Genomic DNA, 15,824 nt, shown 5'->3' with positions numbered 1-15,824 from the left:
TCGGAACACGGACACGCCGTAGACCCGTCCATGGGGGCTCGTTTCGCGCGTCCATGCGCGAAAACGGTCCGCTTATCCGCTCAGCCTCTGCCGCTATCAAGCAGCTGTGTTGCTGTAGAAAAAAGCTAAAATCCAGAAACGGTTTAGGTTTGTCAGCAGTCTGAAGCGCGGGCAACCGCGCTTTTTTTATAATGATGACTCAAACCTGTTCCGACTTCAGCCAGGCGATCTCATCTTTCCAGATATCGGGATTGATGGTTTCCAGAATCAGCGGGATATTATCGAAGCGGCTGTCTTTCATTAACCAGCTAAACACTGTTTTGCCGATGTTGCCTTCGCCCAGGCTATGATGGCGATCGACGCGGCTGGCGAAAGCGCTTTTGGCATCGTTAAGATGCATGCCACGCAGGTATTCAAAGCCCACAATCCGCTCAAATTCCGCAAACGTTTTTTCGCAATCCTCTTCGGTACGCAGATCGTAACCGCCCGCAAAAGCGTGGCAGGTATCAATGCAGACGCCAACGCGCGACTTATCCTCAACGCCGTCGATAATCGCTGCAAGATGCTCAAAGCGGAAACCCAAATTGCTGCCCTGACCGGCGGTGTTTTCGATCACTGCCGTTACGTTTTGCGTTTTATCCAGCGCGATATTCACCGATTCGGCAATGCGCTTCAGGCAGGCGTCTTCGTCGATCTGCTGCAAATGGCTGCCGGGATGGAAATTCAGCAGCGTCAGGCCCAGCTGGTCACAGCGCTGCAGCTCATCGATAAAGGCGGCGCGCGATTTCTCCAGCGGCTCTTCCAGCGGATGGCCCAGGTTAATCAAAAAACTGTCGTGCGGCAGGATCTGCGCGGCGCTGTAGTGATACTTCTCGCAGGCGTTGCGAAAGGCGGAAATCGTCTCTTTGCTCAACGGCGCGGCGCGCCACTGGCGCTGGTTTTTGGTAAAAAGCGCGAAAGCCGTGGCTTCGATTTCATGCGCGCGCAATACAGCCTGCTCCACGCCGCCGGAAGCGCTGACGTGGGCGCCAATATATTTCATGCCTTGCTCCTGAATCCAATAATGCGAGCGGGGAATAATAACCGGAAACGACGTGAATTTATGCCAGTAAATGCTGGATTGCCAGGTTAATCGCGCCGCCGCCCGCCAGCAGCCAGATAAACAGCAGCAGGCCCAGCAGCAGCGGCTTTATGCCCGCTTTTTTCAGCATGCTGAACCGTGTGGTTAAGCCTAACGCCACCATAGCAACGGCCAGCAAAAAATTATCCAGCTCATTCAATGCGGCTACCAGCGGCTGCGGCAGCAGATGCAGCGAGTTGAACAGCGCTACACCGATAAACCCCAACGCAAACCAGGGAAAGCTTACCGCAACGTTGCCGCTCTTACTGGCGCGGCGGCCAAGCAGCAGCAGAAAAGGCGCCAGCATCATTACCCGCAGCATTTTAGCAATGACCGCTGCGTTTTCCGCTTCCGGGCCAACCGTATGTCCGGCCGCGACAACCTGCGCCACTTCGTGCAGCGTGGAGCCGGTAAAAATTCCCCACTGTGTGGGCGTTATGGCCGGTAATAGCCTGCTGGCTTCGTGCCAGAGCAAAGGATAAAGAAAGATGCCCAGCGTACCGAACAGCACTACGGTCGCCACGGCGACGGCTACTTTTTGCGATTCCGCCTTAATGACCGGCTCGGTAGCCATGATCGCCGCCGCGCCGCAGATACTGCTGCCCGCGCCAATCAGCCACACCGTATCGCGATCCAACCGCAGCACGCGACGGCCAAACCAGCATGCCAGCATAAAAGTTGAGCTTAGCGTCAGCAGATCGGTCAGCATGCCGCCCAGGCCAATATCGGCGATTTGCTGGAAGGTCAGGCGGAAGCCATAAAGCACTATGCCGATACGCAGCAGCCGTTGTTTGGCGAACTGAACGCCAGTATCGCAACCCAAGGCCAGGCGTCCATAAAAGGTGTTGCCCGCGATAATGCCGGTAAGCATGGCCAGGGTTAAAGCGCCCAGGCCAATGGCCATCATAGCGGATTGCCTGGCGAGCCAGAGGGCGGCGGCGGCCAGCAATACAGTTAGCGCCAGACCTGCGCCATAGCGTAGCGGCTTATAAGATAAAGGCGTTAAAGAGAGTTCGGCCATAGTCAGGCTCCTCAGCAAGATAAGGCAAGCATGACGCACACTGGCTTAAAGGAGAAATTGATTATATATTTATAATTAACCAGAATAAGTGATATAAAAGGGGTCAGAATGTTCAGACGGCTAAAAAAATGGGCGGGACTTGTCAGAAAGGATAGCGTGATGCTGTGGTACGCCTGCCGCGACCCGCGCACGCCGCTCTGGCAAAAAGGTCTGGCCGTCGGGCTGGCGGTTTACGCTTTCAGCCCGATTGATTTAATCCCGGATTTTATTCCGGTGGTAGGGCTGCTGGACGATGCCGTTATCGTGCCTGGCGGTATGATGCTGCTGCTGCGCCTGCTGCCGGAAGCCGTGCGGCTGGACAGCCAGCGGCGTATTGCCGATCGGCAGGCGAAAAAGAAAGCTGGCCGCCGCGCGGGGATGATACTGCTGCTCTGGCTGGCGGTAGTCATTGCCCTGGCGCTGTTTTACAACAGGTAAAAAAGCATGCATATCACATTAAGACAGCTTGAGGTCTTTGCCGAAGTATTAAAAAGCGGCTCCACCACTCAGGCTTCCCAGGCTCTGTCGCTCTCGCAATCGGCGGTCAGCGCGGCGCTGGCAGATCTGGAAAACCAGCTGGGCGTTCAGCTGTTCGACAGACCGGGCAAACGGCTGATGGTCAATGAACATGGCCGGTTGCTTTATCCGCGTGCGGTAGCGCTGCTGGAACAGGCCAGCGAAATCGAACAGCTTTTCCGGGAAGATAACGGCGCGCTGCGGGTTTACGCCAGCAGCACCATTGGCAACTACCTGCTGCCGGGCATGATTGCGGGATGGCGGCGCGACTATCCTGATTTGCCGCTGGAGCTGAGCGTGGGCAACAGCCAGGATGTCATCAACGCCGTTATGGATTTCCGCGTTGACGTTGGCTTTATCGAAGGGCCTTGCCACATCAGCGAACTGATTAGCGAACCCTGGCTGGAAGATGAGCTGGTGGTCTTTGCCGCCGCCGACGCGACCATTTTGCAGCGGCCAGTGACGCTGGAAAGCCTGGCCGCCGCGCCCTGGATCCTGCGCGAGCACGGCTCAGGCACGCGCGAACTCGTTGATTACCTGTTGCTTTCGCACCTGCCGCAGTTTAGCCTGGCGCTGGAACTGGGTAACTCTGAGGCGATCAAGCATGCGGTGCGCCATAACATGGGCATTAGCTGCCTGTCGCGCCGCGTCATTGCCGAGCAGCTGGCTGCCGGAACGCTACAGGAAGTGCCTGTGCCGCTGCCAAAACTGAAACGCACGCTGTACCGTCTTCATCACCGCCAGAAGCATTTATCAAAAGCGCTGCTGCGTTTTTTAAGCTACTGTGCGGAATAGATTCGGGAATTTTAGCGCCAAAGAAGACAAAAGCTTCCCGCGAGTCCGCTAATAATTCGCCGCGGATCATGAAGCTATCTTATAACGTCGCGTAATGACTTCTTCTGGCGAAGGAGTTTGTTACAATCGCGCCTCATTTTAGCCAGAGCACAGCATTTACCAATGGATCATGACACAAAAACAACACAACAGCCTGAATTAAGGCGTAAATTAAAGGCGCGTCATCTGACGATGATCGCTATCGGCGGCTCAATCGGCACCGGTCTGTTCGTTGCCTCCGGCGCGACCATCTCCCAGGCAGGCCCAGGCGGCGCGCTGCTCTCCTATGCCCTGATCGGCCTGATGGTCTACTTCCTGATGACCAGCCTTGGCGAACTGGCAGCTTTTATGCCGGTATCCGGCTCATTCTCTACCTACGGCTCTAACTTTGTTGAAGAAGGCTTTGGCTTCGCGCTGGGCTGGAATTACTGGTACAACTGGGCGGTCACCGTGGCTATCGAGCTGGTGGCGGCGCAGCTGGTGATGACCTACTGGTTCCCGGATACGCCAGGCTGGATCTGGAGCGTGCTTTTCCTGAGCGTGATCTTCCTGCTCAACTACATTTCGGTAAAGGGCTTTGGTGAGGCAGAATACTGGTTCTCCCTGATCAAAGTGGTCACTGTGGTGATTTTTATCGTAGTGGGCGTGATGATGATCCTCGGCATCTTGCGCGGCGACCAGCCGGTAGCAGGCTGGCAGAACTGGCAGATCGGCGATGCGCCTTTCTCCGGCGGTTTTTCCGCGATGATCGGCGTAGCGATGATTGCCGGCTTCTCTTTCCAGGGCACTGAACTTATCGGTATTGCCGCCGGTGAATCAGAAGATCCGGCCAAAAACATTCCGCGCTCGGTTCGTCAGGTTTTCTGGCGCATTCTGCTGTTTTATATTCTGGCGATTCTGGTGATCAGCCTGATTATTCCTTACACCGACCCAAGCCTGCTGCGTAACGACGTGAAAGACATCAGCGTCAGCCCGTTTACGCTGGTGTTTAAGCATGCTGGCCTGCTGTCGGCAGCGGCGATCATGAATGCCGTTATCCTGACCGCCATTCTTTCTGCGGGCAACTCCGGCATGTATGCTTCAACCCGCATGCTGTTTACGCTGGCGCGTGAAGGTAAAGCGCCGAAAATTTTCGGCAAGCTTTCCAAAGGCGGCGTGCCGCGTAATGCGCTTTACGCCACAACTGTGGTGGCAGCGCTCTGCTTCCTGACTTCCATGTTCGGTAACCAGACCGTTTACCTGTGGCTACTGAATACTTCCGGTATGACAGGCTTTATCGCCTGGCTGGGTATCGCTATCAGCCACTATCGTTTCCGTCGCGGCTACGTGGCGCAAGGGAACGATGTGAACGATCTGCCGTATCGCTCTAAGTTCTTCCCGCTTGGGCCGATCTTTGCCTTTGTACTCTGCCTGATCATTACGCTGGGGCAGAACTATCAGGCATTCCTGGCGGATCGCATCGACTGGTACGGCGCGGCGGCAACCTATATCGGCATTCCGCTGTTCCTGGTTATCTGGTTCGGCTACAAGCTGACGAAAGGCACGCGCTTTGTAAAATACAGCGAAATGAAGTTCCCTAAATTCAAATAGCTTTCCCTTTCCCGAAAGGCGCGATTTTCCGCGCCTTCAGACTGCTGACAAACCTAAAATGCTTCTGGATTTTGGCTTTTTATTACAGCAACACAGACGCCTTACAGCGGCAGAGGCTGAGCGGATAAATGGACCGTTTGGCGCAGGGACGCGCCAACCGAGCCATCAGGGACGATTTCACGGCGTGTCCATGTTCCGCTCTGCCTCTGCTGCTCTGTCACAGATTTAAACGCGACCTGGGGTTTGTTATCAACCTCAAAGGGGCGGTTTTCCGCGCCTTTTTCATGAGTAATATCCCGTTACACATATGATTGATAACTATTATCATTTCCTTTATTGTTAGCGCCGTAAGTTTTTTGCTTTGCTAATTTTGCAGGATCGGCGGCCGCCAGCTGCGGGTCCGATAACAGGTAGAAATCATGAGCGTGACCCACAACCCCGACCGCGGCGGCTGCCAACAGCACGAAGGCGCGATGAATCGTTATCATCATCTGCTGCGCCGCCGTCTGTTTTTTATGGGGGTGCTGGTACTGGCTATCCTCGCTTCGCTGCTGTTCGACTTTACCTTAGGCCCATCAGGATTATCGCTGGAAACCCTCTGGCAGACGCTGCTTTCACCACAGAGCGTTGATGCCGGATCGCGGGTTATCGTCTGGGATATCCGTTTACCTTATGCGTTGATGGCGGTAGTGGTGGGGCTGGCTTTAGGCCTGGCCGGAGCCGAGATGCAAACTATCCTGAATAATCCGCTCGCCAGCCCGTTTACGCTGGGCGTTTCCTCCGCCGCCGCGTTCGGCGCTGCGCTGGCTATCGTGCTGGGCATCGGCTTGCCCGGGATTCCCGATCAGTGGTTTATTTCTGCCAATGCCTTTATTTTCGCGCTGCTGGCCGCGCTGATGCTGGATGGCGTCACTCGCTGGACGCGCGTAGCCACTTCTGGCGTAGTCTTGTTCGGCATCGCGCTGGTCTTTACCTTTAACGCGCTGGTGTCGATGATGCAGTTCATCGCCAGCGAAGATACGCTTCAGGGGCTGGTGTTCTGGACGATGGGCAGTCTGGCCCGCGCCTCCTGGGACAAACTGGGCGTGCTGACGCTGGCGCTGCTGGTTATCCTGCCGTTCTCCATGATGAGTTCCTGGAAGCTGACCGCGCTGCGCCTGGGCGAAGATCGCGCCGTAAGCTTTGGTATAGATGTGCGTCGCCTGCGTCTGGGCACGCTGCTGCGCATCAGTATTCTTTCTGCACTGGCAGTGGCTTTTGTCGGGCCGATCGGCTTTATCGGCCTGGTGGCGCCACATATCGCCCGTCTAATCTTTGGCGAGGATCATCGCTTTTATCTGCCAGCCAGCGCGCTGACCGGCGCGCTGGTGCTGTCGATGGCGTCGGTGGTGTCGAAAAACCTGGTGCCGGGCGTCATTATTCCTGTCGGCATTGTGACTTCTCTGGTCGGCGTACCTTTCTTCCTGAGCATTATTCTGCGTCATCGGGGGAACGTCTGATGGACGGCTTAAAAATCAGCGGCTTTCACGCCGGTTATCCTAAACGCAAAATTATCAGTGACCTGAACGTGCCGCTGCTGCCGCGCGGTAAAATCACCGTGCTGCTGGGGCCGAACGGCTGCGGAAAATCGACGCTGCTGCGCTCTGTCGCGGGCCTGAACCAGGCGCAGGGCGAGCTTTGGCTTAACGGCACCGAGCTGCTCAGCCAGCCGTTCGCACGCCGCGCAGAGAAGGTAGTTTATCTGCCGCAGTCGCTGCCAGCTGGCGTACATCTGCACGTGCTGGAATCTATTATCGTTGCCCAGCGCGCCTCCGGCGGACGCAGCAGCGCGGCAAGCGAAGCGGAAGTGATGGAACTGCTGGAAAGGCTTGGCATCGCCCATCTGGCATTAAGCTACCTGGACCAGCTTTCCGGCGGGCAAAAGCAGCTGGTAGGGCTGGCACAGTCGTTGATCCGCCGCCCGGAGCTGCTCCTACTGGACGAGCCGCTCAGCGCGCTGGATCTTAATTATCAGTTCCACGTTATGGATCTGGTGCGCCGCGAAACCAGCAAGCGCAATATTGTCACTGTAGTAGTGGTGCATGATATCAATATCGCGCTGCGCCACGGCCAGCATGTGCTGATGCTGCAAAACGGCGGGCTGATTGCGGACGGCCCGCCGGAAGAGGTGATTACGCCGGAAAGCCTGGCGAAGGTATATGGCGTGCGCGGCCGCATTGAACGCTGCTCGCAGGGTACGCCGCAGGTGCTGATTGACGGGCTGGTCAGCGAACCGGTTTCCTGATTAGGGGCAGTCCGTTTGAGTGGCATGGCTAAAGGTTGGTAAAAACCGGCCTTTAGCTTTGCACACTGGCGTGAGTAAATATTGCGAAGTTATGATCAGGGTTGTACAATATTTGCGCACTCAGCGACAGGAGGACGTCATGCCGGCAAAATTCATCAACGCCACAAAGGTTAATGAAGTTTTCGCGCACCTGAACGAAAGCGAGGATAACGCTGCGCTCTATTCGGCTCTGGCTAATGGCGAAGAGGTGCAAATTGAGGGCGTTATACTCTCACCTGGTTATCGGCTGGTACGTGTTGATGACCGTTTTGCCGGTAAGATTAGCCAAAGCCATTTCGAGCTGGCGCTTATTAACGATCTCTCAGAAGACGTTGCTTATTACAACCGCGTTGTGATCCAGCCGGATGTTTTCCTGAATTGCCGGCCAGTTACCCAGGTACTGGTATGGCGAACTCAAAAGCCTAAGCATCGAAAAGAGCTGCACGAGCTGGCGGGTGCCGTTTTCCTGCATTATTTGCTTAAACGCTATGACGTGATTATCTCTGACATGAACCACACGCATGACGGTATCGCCTTCTGGCAGGCAAGGATCTATGATGCGCTCGCCTATGGCCTGAAAGTTTATGCTTACGATATGCTTAGCTGTGAGCTAAACCAGATCCGTTCCGAAGAGGAAGTAGGGCATTACGAGCAGTGGCTGTGGGGTGATATAAATCACTATCAGAACCGGCTGGCTATCATTTCCAAGCTTGCGCTTCCCGTCTCTGCCTCCGTGCCTGACGCTATAACTGCCTGAAAATCTGCTCCTGGTTATCTGAGCCAGCAAATAGTTAATATATAAGCCCTGATGACAAATTAATAACTTTTTCAACGCGCACTGTCAGTAAATAGCCTCTATCACGGGCTATGGTTCGAATCGCCGCGAGTAAAATTTAACGGAAAGGGTAATTAAGATAATTAACTATTTCAGCGAATTAAATACCCCCATAAAGTTGGTGCAACACTCTTATTAAAAAGGCCGGGAGTTTCCCGGCCCAGGCCATTTAAGCCAGCAGATATTTAGCATGGAAGCGCAAATGATCTTCCACAAAGCTGGCGATAAAGTAATAGCTGTGATCGTAGCCGGGCTGAATACGCACGGTCAGCGGATAGCCTTTATCGCGGGCGATGGCTTCAAGCCGTTCCGGACGCAGCTGATCGGCCAGGAACTGATCGCTGTCGCCCTGATCCAGCAGCATCGGCAGCGGGTGCGTGGCCTGCTGCATCAGCAGGCAGCTATCCCAGTTTTCCCACTGGCTGCGATCTTCGCCCAGATAGGCCGTAAAGGCTTTCTCGCCCCACGGCACCTGCCCTGGGTTAACGATAGGCGCAAAAGCAGAAGCCGAAACAAAGCGCTGTGGATTACGTAACGCCAGCACCAGCGCACCATGTCCGCCCATCGAATGGCCCATAATCGCCTGACGATCGCTGACGTTAAAGTTGTCTGCAACCAGCGCTGGCAGCTCTTCGGTCAGGTAATCGTACATGCGGAAGTGCGCATCCCAGGGCGCCTGGGTGGCGTTCAGGTAGAAGCCTGCGCCCTGGCCCAGATCGTAGGCTTCGTCATTCGGCACGACTTCGCCACGCGGGCTGGTATCCGGCATAACCAATACCAGACCCAGCTCTGCCGCCACGCGCTGCGCGCCGGATTTAGTGGAAAAGTTCTCGTCTGAACAGGTCAGCCCCGCCAGAAACCACAGAACCGGCGGCGGCGCTTCGCTTTTCGGCCCGGGTAAAAAAATGCTGAAGGTCATCGAGCAGTTCAGCGTGGCCGACAAATGACGGTAGCGCTGCTGCCAGCCGCCAAACAGCCGATGTTCTTCAAGAAGCTCCAGACTGGAGGCCATCCTTTTCTCCTTATTTAGTAAAATGCACCACGGAGCGAATCGATTTACCTTCATGCATTAAATCGAACGCTTCGTTGATCTCTTCCAGCGGCATGGTGTGGGTAATAAAATCATTCAGCGCAAATTTGCCGTCAAGGTAATCCTGCACGATGCCCGGCAGCTGCGTACGGCCTTTCACGCCGCCGAAAGCGGAACCGCGCCAGACGCGCCCGGTCACCAGCTGGAAAGGCCGGGTAGAGATCTCTTCGCCCGCGCCAGCCACGCCGATGATAACCGATTCACCCCAGCCCTTATGGCAGCATTCCAGCGCTGAACGCATCACGTTGACGTTGCCGATACACTCAAATGAGAAATCGACGCCGCCATCAGTCATCTCCACAATCACTTCCTGGATCGGCTTATCATAATCTTTTGGGTTAATCAGATCGGTGGCGCCCAGCTTTCTGGCCAGATCGAATTTGCTGGTGTTCAGATCGATGCCGATAATGCGTCCCGCTTTCGCCATCTTCGCGCCGATAATCGCGGACAGGCCGATGCCGCCTAAGCCGAAGATCGCCACGGTATCGCCTTCTTTAACTTTGGCCGTGTTCATTACCGCGCCCATGCCGGTGGTAACGCCGCAGCCCAGCAGGCAAACCTCTTCCAGCGGCGCTTCTTTGCTGATTTTCGCCAGCGAGATTTCCGGGATAACGGTGTATTCGGAGAAGGTGGAAGTGCCCATGTAGTGGAAAATCGGCTTGCCGTCTTTAAAGAAACGGGTGGTGCCATCCGGCATCAGGCCTTTGCCCTGGGTAGTACGGATCGCCTGGCAAAGGTTGGTTTTGCCAGAAAGACAGAACTTACATTTGCCGCACTCCGGGGTGTAGAGCGGAATAACGTGATCGCCGACCGCCACGCTGGTAACGCCTTCGCCGACCGCTTCCACAATACCGCCGCCTTCGTGGCCGAGGATTGCAGGGAAAACGCCCTCAGGATCCTTGCCGGAAAGGGTATAGGCATCCGTATGGCATACGCCGGTGGCGACGATGCGCACCAGCACTTCGCCTTTCTGCGGCGGCATCAAATCGACTTCTTCGATTTTCAGCGGTTCGCCGGCAGCCCAGGCAACAGCGGCGCGAGTTTTAATCATCTGCATTTCGGTTTATTCCTTATTAAGGTGGCTTGTTGCCGTTTGGCATGGATCCGGCGAGCGGCGCCAGCCGCTCAAGCCGTTTAATTATGGCTGAATTTCATCATCCGGCGACTGCTCTATAATCAGATACTTCAGCGCCTTGACGTTGGGCGTAAAAGCGTCGCGGCGCCAGACCAGATAAGTGTTGGTTTCACTGATTTCCGCAGGCAGCTCGTGCCGCTGCACCTGGCCGGGCGCGGCAATCTTCTCCAGCACCGATTCCGGCAATATCGCCAGACCGGAGCCGCTTGCCACGCAGGCGAGCATGGCGTGATAAGACTGAATTTCCATAAACTGGCCGGGCTGCTCGCCCGCCTGGCGAAACCAGTTTTCCAGCCGCAGCCGGTAAGAACAGCCGGGACGAAAGGTAAACAGCGTTTCGCCAGCGGCATCCGCAGGCTGCTGGACGGGCGCGCGTTGCGGATTGCTGATTATCACCAGGCGTTCGGCAAAGGTTTTACAGCTGTTTAGCTCATCGACCGCTACGGGGCCATCAGCCAGCGCGGCGGCCAGTGTGCCCTGGCGCACCTGCTCAATAAGCTCGCCGGAAGTGCCGGTAATCAACGACAGCGTGACTTCGGGATAGCGTTGATGAAAGCTTGTCAGCAAAGAGGGCAGATGCACGGCGGCGGTGCTCTCCATCGCGCCCAACGCAAAATTGCCGCCGGGTTCGCCGCTTTGCGCCATCTTCAGCGCTTCTTCGCTGAGCGCCAGGATGCGCTGCGCGTAGCAGAGGAAATTGTGGCCCATCGGCGACAGGCGCAGGCGCTGCTTTTCACGGATGAAAAGATCTATGCCCGTTTCCTGCTCCAGCTGGCGTAGCCTGGTAGTCAGATTAGAGGGCACGCGATGCAGCAGCTCGGCGGCGCGCGCCAGCGAACCGGTCTCGGCTACCGTACAGAACATCTTTAGCTGCGTCAGATCCATTCATTCTCTTTTTGTAAGCAAGTTGGTCAGTATTATTCATTTTTCGTGAGTTTAACCATCATGCAGACTGGGCGCAAGAATTTAATAACATCGTTAAAGGAGCAAGAGATGGCCGGACGGGTGGCGTTCAGCGCTTTTATTGCGCTGATTGTGGCGATGGGCATCGGGCGATTTACTTTTACGCCTCAGGTACCGCTGATGATCGCAGAGCATCAGCTGACGCTGACCAGTGCGGCGGTGGTCGCGGCTTTTAACTATCTGGGTTACCTTTGCGGCTCATGGAATGCGATGCGCACGAACGTGGGCGTAGAGGCAAAGCTAAAAGCGGGTATCGGCGGCGCAGTAATATTGACGCTGCTTTCTGCCTGCGTATCGGACGCCTGGCTGCACGGCGCGGTGCGTTTTGTGATTGGCTGGGCCAGCGGCTGGACGATGGTGCTGGTAGCGGCGTGGAGCAATGAACAGCTGCATAAATATGGTCGGCCAGGGCTGAGTGCAGCCGTGTTTGCCGGGCCGGGCACGGGGATTCTCCTCAGCGGGCTGCTGGCGGTTTTCCTGCACGCGCGGCAGGTCAGCGCTGCTCAGGCCTGGTGCGCCTATGGCGTGCTGGCGCTGTTGCTGGCGCTGCCCATCCTGCGTTTTCTGCCGCGTAAAGGCGAACTGCACCGGCCGGAAACAGCGCCGGAACCGCTGGTGCTGACGCCCGCCCTGAAAAAGCTGGTCTGGAGCTATAGCCTGGCCGGATTCGGCTATATCATTCCCGCCACTTTTCTGTCGCAGATGGCGGCAGCCCGTTTTCCCGGCAGTGCCTTTGGTCAGTTCGTCTGGCCTGTCTTCGGCGGTACGGCGGTGCTGGGGATTGGCTTAGGGATCCTGATGCGGCACCTTGGCGAGGCTAATACCCGGCTGGCGTTTAATCTGTGGGTTCAGGCGCTGGGTGTTCTTTGCGCCGCCATCGTGCCGGGCCTTAGCGGGCTGGCGATTGGTGCCGTACTGATGGGGCTGCCTTTTCTCAATCTGGTGCAGCTTTCGCTGCAATATGCCAGAGAAATGGCGCCGCATCACAGTCGCTATATGGCAGGCTTGCTGACCACGGGCTATGCCGTCGGGCAACTTGTCGGGCCGTTGATTTCTGCACTATCTACAGGCCTTACGCACCGGCTGGAGCCTGCGCTTTACGTCGCGGGCGTGGGACTGCTACTGGCGGGTGCGCTGGTCTGGCGGCGCGCTGCATGATTCAGTTTCAGAGCCGATTGGATTGATTGCTGGATTAACGTCGCGTTGTGTACCAAAATAGCGCCTCTGAAATTGTACCGGCCCCGTCGGGGCTGGCGTAACATCTGCTGGAGAAAAGATCGCCATGGCTACGTTAAGTCAGGAAGCCACACTTGTTCACGAAGCGCTGGTCGCGCGTGGACTGGAAACCCCACTACGCTCGCCTGCGCGTGAAATGGATGACGAAACCCGCAGACGGCTGATCGCCGGTCATATGACCGAAGTTATGCAGCTGCTCAATCTTGATTTAGAAGATGACAGCCTGATGGAGACCCCGCACCGCATCGCCAAAATGTATGTGAACGAGGTTTTCTCTGGCCTGGACTACGCCAATTTCCCGAAAATCACGCTGATCGAAAACAAAATGAAAGTGGACGAGATGGTGACGGTGCGTGATATCACGCTGACCAGCACCTGTGAACACCATTTTGTGATCATCGACGGTAAGGCGACGGTGGCCTATATCCCGAAAGACAAAGTCATTGGCCTGTCGAAGATTAACCGCATCGTGCAGTTCTTCTCTTCCCGTCCGCAGGTGCAGGAGCGTCTGACCCAGCAGATCCTGATCGCGCTGCAAACGCTGCTTGGCACCAATAACGTCGCGGTCTCTATCGATGCGGTACACTATTGCGTGAAAGCGCGCGGCATCCGCGACGCTACCAGCGCCACCACCACCACTTCGCTGGGCGGCCTGTTTAAATCCAGCCAGAACACCCGCCAGGAATTCCTGCGCGCCGTTCGCCACGTTTAATCTGTTGGCCGCTGGCTTTTAGCCCTTTACGGTCAGGAACCTGCCGATGCCTCGTATTCACACGCTGGATTTTATTCGGGGCATCGCCATCCTGGGGATCCTGCTGCTTAACATCAACGCCTTCGGCCTGCCGGGCGCCGCCTATCTCAATCCTGCCTGGCAGGGGAGCGTTACGCCACACGATGCATGGACGTGGGCGTTAATCGATTTTTTCGCCCAGCTTAAATTCCTCGCGCTGTTTGCGCTGCTATTTGGCGGTGGCCTGCAATTGCTGCTGTCACGCGGCAAACGCTGGCTGCAGGCGCGGCTAAGCTGGCTGGTGCTGCTCGGTTTTCTGCACTGCCTGCTGTTTTGGGAAGGCGATATTCTGATGGACTATGGCCTGATTGGGCTGGTGGCCTGGCGGATGATCCGCGATGTTGCTTCAACGCGCCAGCTGTTCAATACCGGCGTGATGCTCTACGTTGTGGGCTGCGGCGTGCTGGTGGTCTTCGGGCTACTGTCAGGCCATCAGCCTAATAATTCCTGGCTGCCGGGCGCGGCGGATATCGAATACGAAACCTTCTGGAAAACGCACGGCGGCTGGGAGGCGATACGTAATCGGCTCGATCTGCTTTCCTCCGGGCTGATGTCGCTGGCGGCGCAGTACGGCTGGCAGCTGGCCGGTATGATGCTGATCGGTGGCGCGCTGATGCGCAGCGGCTGGCTACAGGGCCGCTGGAGCCTGGCGCACTATCGGCGTACCGCGCTAATTCTGCTGCTGCTGGCAGCGGTCATTGAGCTGCCGGGGATTTACCTTCAGTGGCAGGCTGGCTGGGCTTTTTATCCCAGCGGCTTCTTCCTGCAATTGCCGCGTGAATTAAGCGCGCCGCTGCAGGCAGTAGGCTATGCCGCGCTCTGTTTTGGCTTCTGGCCCGTGTTGGCTGGCCTTAAACTTACGCATGCCGTGAGCTGTGTAGGTAGGATGGCGCTAAGCAACTATCTGCTGCAAACGCTGATTTGCACTACGTTGTTTAACCAATTTGCCTGGTTCAACAAGTTTGACCGCCTGGAGCTGCTGGCCGTCGTACCAGGGGTTTGGCTTTGCAACATCACTTTTTCAGTGATATGGCTGCGTTATTTCCGTCATGGGCCGGTTGAGTGGCTCTGGCGCATTCTTACCCGCTTCGCTGGCGGCGAGCCGCAGCGCTCATGATAGCCGTCACAAATGTGACGGAAACAGATGTAACCGTTTTCATCCCTGTGAGCTGATTCACGCAGCCGCCTGTCTCCCTTTGTCAGAATAGCCTCCGCAAACCACGCATTCGGGAGAGCTATGCAAACCTTATCTTTCACAGGCGTTCAGCCATGATCACCATTCGCGATGTAGCCCGTGAGGCTGGCGTATCGGTGGCGACGGTATCGCGCGTACTCAATCACAGCGCGGCGGTAACTCAGGAAACGCGGGAAAAAGTGCTGGGTATCGTCGAACAGTTGGGCTACAGGCCCAATGCTAACGCGCAGGCGCTGGCCTCACAGGTCAGCGACACCATCGGCGTGGTGGTGATGGATGTCTCCGATCCCTTTTTCGGCGCGCTGGTGAAAGCGGTAGACACCGTGGCGCAACGCATGCAAAAGCACGTACTTATCAACAACTCCTATCATCAGGCCGAGAAAGAGCGACACGCTATCGAAGTGCTGATCCGCCAGCGCTGCGGTGCGCTAATCGTCCACGCCAAAGCGCTGGCGGACGAGGAACTGGCCTCCTTTATGGAGCAGGTGCCCGGCATGGTGCTGGTTAACCGCGTAGTGGCAGGCTATGCGCATCGCTGCGTCTGCCTGGACAATGTCAGCGGCGCGCTGATGGCGACCCGTATGCTACAGCAGCAGGGGCACCGGCGTATCGGCTATCTGGATTCCAGCCATGCGATTGAAGACCGGGAACAGCGCCGCGCGGGCTGGCGTCAGGCGTTGGCAGAGCAGGGCGTAACGCCAGCCGAAAGCTGGATAGCCAGCGCCGAGCCGGATATGCAGGGCGGCGAGGCGGCGATGGTAGAACTGTTGGGCCGCAACCTACAGCTCAGCGCCGTCTTCGCCTATAACGACAGCATGGCCGCCGGAGCGCTCACCGCGCTGAAAGATAATGGCATTGCGGTGCCGCAGCAGATTTCCGTGATCGGCTTCGATGATATCCCCATTTCACGCTATACCGATCCGCAGCTGACTACGGTACGTTATCCCATTGTTTCTATGGCGAAACTGGCAACAGAGCTGGCGCTGCAAGGCGCAGCCGGGCTGCTGGACGAATCGGCACAGCACTGTTTTATGCCAACGCTGGTACGGCGTCATTCCGTGGCACCGTGCCAAAATGTGGCGGCGATCACTTTCCGCAACGATACCGCTATGTAACCGTTTTCAATCCGTGAGTAAC

At 56.6% G+C, this 15,824-nt stretch carries 15 protein-coding genes; 10 read left to right on the top strand and 5 right to left on the bottom strand.

The window, feature by feature from the left end:
* Positions 1-199: 199 nt before the first annotated feature.
* Both nfo and ACETPC_RS05290 read right to left on the bottom strand, forming a co-directional pair.
* Positions 200-1,042, bottom strand: coding sequence for a deoxyribonuclease IV (gene nfo / locus ACETPC_RS05295; protein WP_380179306.1), 843 nt, complete (start codon positions 1,040-1,042; stop codon positions 200-202).
* A gap of 58 nt (positions 1,043-1,100) precedes the next feature.
* The gene (locus tag ACETPC_RS05290; protein WP_380179305.1) at positions 1,101-2,141 is read right to left on the bottom strand and encodes a YeiH family putative sulfate export transporter; all 1,041 of its coding nucleotides are present in this window, start codon (positions 2,139-2,141) and stop codon (positions 1,101-1,103) included.
* A 108-nt stretch (positions 2,142-2,249) separates the two neighbouring features.
* On the opposite strand from ACETPC_RS05290, the gene ACETPC_RS05285 reads away from it, so the two are divergent.
* The 6 genes from ACETPC_RS05285 (at position 2,250) to ACETPC_RS05260 (ending at position 8,200) form a co-directional block, all read left to right on the top strand.
* The gene (locus tag ACETPC_RS05285; protein WP_380179303.1) at positions 2,250-2,618 is read left to right on the top strand and encodes a YkvA family protein; all 369 of its coding nucleotides are present in this window, start codon (positions 2,250-2,252) and stop codon (positions 2,616-2,618) included.
* A 6-nt stretch (positions 2,619-2,624) separates the two neighbouring features.
* Entirely contained in the window at positions 2,625-3,491 is an 867-nt protein-coding gene (yieE, locus tag ACETPC_RS05280) for a DNA-binding transcriptional regulator YeiE (protein ID WP_380179302.1), read from the top strand.
* 162 nt (positions 3,492-3,653) lie between these two features.
* On the top strand, positions 3,654-5,120 hold the full coding sequence (locus tag ACETPC_RS05275; RefSeq protein WP_380179300.1) for an amino acid permease: 1,467 nt from the start codon (positions 3,654-3,656) through the stop codon (positions 5,118-5,120).
* 419 nt (positions 5,121-5,539) lie between these two features.
* Positions 5,540-6,619, top strand: a complete 1,080-nt coding sequence (locus ACETPC_RS05270) for a FecCD family ABC transporter permease (RefSeq protein ID WP_380179298.1) — start codon at positions 5,540-5,542, stop codon at positions 6,617-6,619.
* Complete coding sequence (locus tag ACETPC_RS05265) at positions 6,616-7,404, top strand: ABC transporter ATP-binding protein (protein WP_380179674.1); 789 nt, start codon at positions 6,616-6,618, stop codon at positions 7,402-7,404. Before ACETPC_RS05270 ends, ACETPC_RS05265 begins: the two co-directional genes overlap by 4 nt.
* 139 nt (positions 7,405-7,543) lie before the next feature.
* A complete protein-coding gene (locus ACETPC_RS05260; protein WP_380179296.1) occupies positions 7,544-8,200 on the top strand; it encodes a hypothetical protein in 657 nt (218 codons plus the stop codon).
* Between the two features lie 247 nt (positions 8,201-8,447).
* Here ACETPC_RS05260 and fghA read toward each other — a convergent pair whose 3' ends face one another.
* The 3 genes from fghA to ACETPC_RS05245 form a co-directional block, all read right to left on the bottom strand.
* On the bottom strand, positions 8,448-9,290 hold the full coding sequence (gene fghA, locus ACETPC_RS05255; protein WP_380179294.1) for an S-formylglutathione hydrolase: 843 nt from the start codon (positions 9,288-9,290) through the stop codon (positions 8,448-8,450).
* Between the two features lie 10 nt (positions 9,291-9,300).
* The gene (locus ACETPC_RS05250; RefSeq protein WP_380179292.1) at positions 9,301-10,425 is read right to left on the bottom strand and encodes an S-(hydroxymethyl)glutathione dehydrogenase/class III alcohol dehydrogenase; all 1,125 of its coding nucleotides are present in this window, start codon (positions 10,423-10,425) and stop codon (positions 9,301-9,303) included.
* 81 nt (positions 10,426-10,506) lie between these two features.
* Positions 10,507-11,388, bottom strand: coding sequence for a LysR family transcriptional regulator (locus ACETPC_RS05245; protein ID WP_380179290.1), 882 nt, complete (start codon positions 11,386-11,388; stop codon positions 10,507-10,509).
* Between the two features lie 108 nt (positions 11,389-11,496).
* On the opposite strand from ACETPC_RS05245, the gene ACETPC_RS05240 reads away from it, so the two are divergent.
* The 4 genes from ACETPC_RS05240 (at position 11,497) to galS (ending at position 15,802) form a co-directional block, all read left to right on the top strand.
* Positions 11,497-12,624, top strand: coding sequence for a YbfB/YjiJ family MFS transporter (locus tag ACETPC_RS05240; protein ID WP_380179288.1), 1,128 nt, complete (start codon positions 11,497-11,499; stop codon positions 12,622-12,624).
* Between the two features lie 124 nt (positions 12,625-12,748).
* A complete protein-coding gene (folE, locus tag ACETPC_RS05235) occupies positions 12,749-13,414 on the top strand; it encodes a GTP cyclohydrolase I FolE (RefSeq protein WP_380179286.1) in 666 nt (221 codons plus the stop codon).
* A gap of 46 nt (positions 13,415-13,460) precedes the next feature.
* Positions 13,461-14,609, top strand: a complete 1,149-nt coding sequence (yeiB, locus tag ACETPC_RS05230; protein WP_380179284.1) for a DUF418 domain-containing protein YeiB — start codon at positions 13,461-13,463, stop codon at positions 14,607-14,609.
* Positions 14,610-14,761: 152 nt separating this feature from the next.
* Positions 14,762-15,802, top strand: coding sequence for an HTH-type transcriptional regulator GalS (gene galS, locus ACETPC_RS05225; RefSeq protein WP_380179282.1), 1,041 nt, complete (start codon positions 14,762-14,764; stop codon positions 15,800-15,802).
* The last annotated feature ends 22 nt before the right edge of the window (positions 15,803-15,824 follow it).

Origin of the sequence: Pantoea sp. sgz302252 (genome assembly GCF_042610525.1) — a bacterium.
In the GTDB taxonomy this organism is placed as follows: Bacteria; Pseudomonadota; Gammaproteobacteria; order Enterobacterales; family Enterobacteriaceae; genus Erwinia.
Note: the sequence above shows the minus strand (reverse complement) of the source record. Positions and strands in the feature narration are given on the sequence as shown.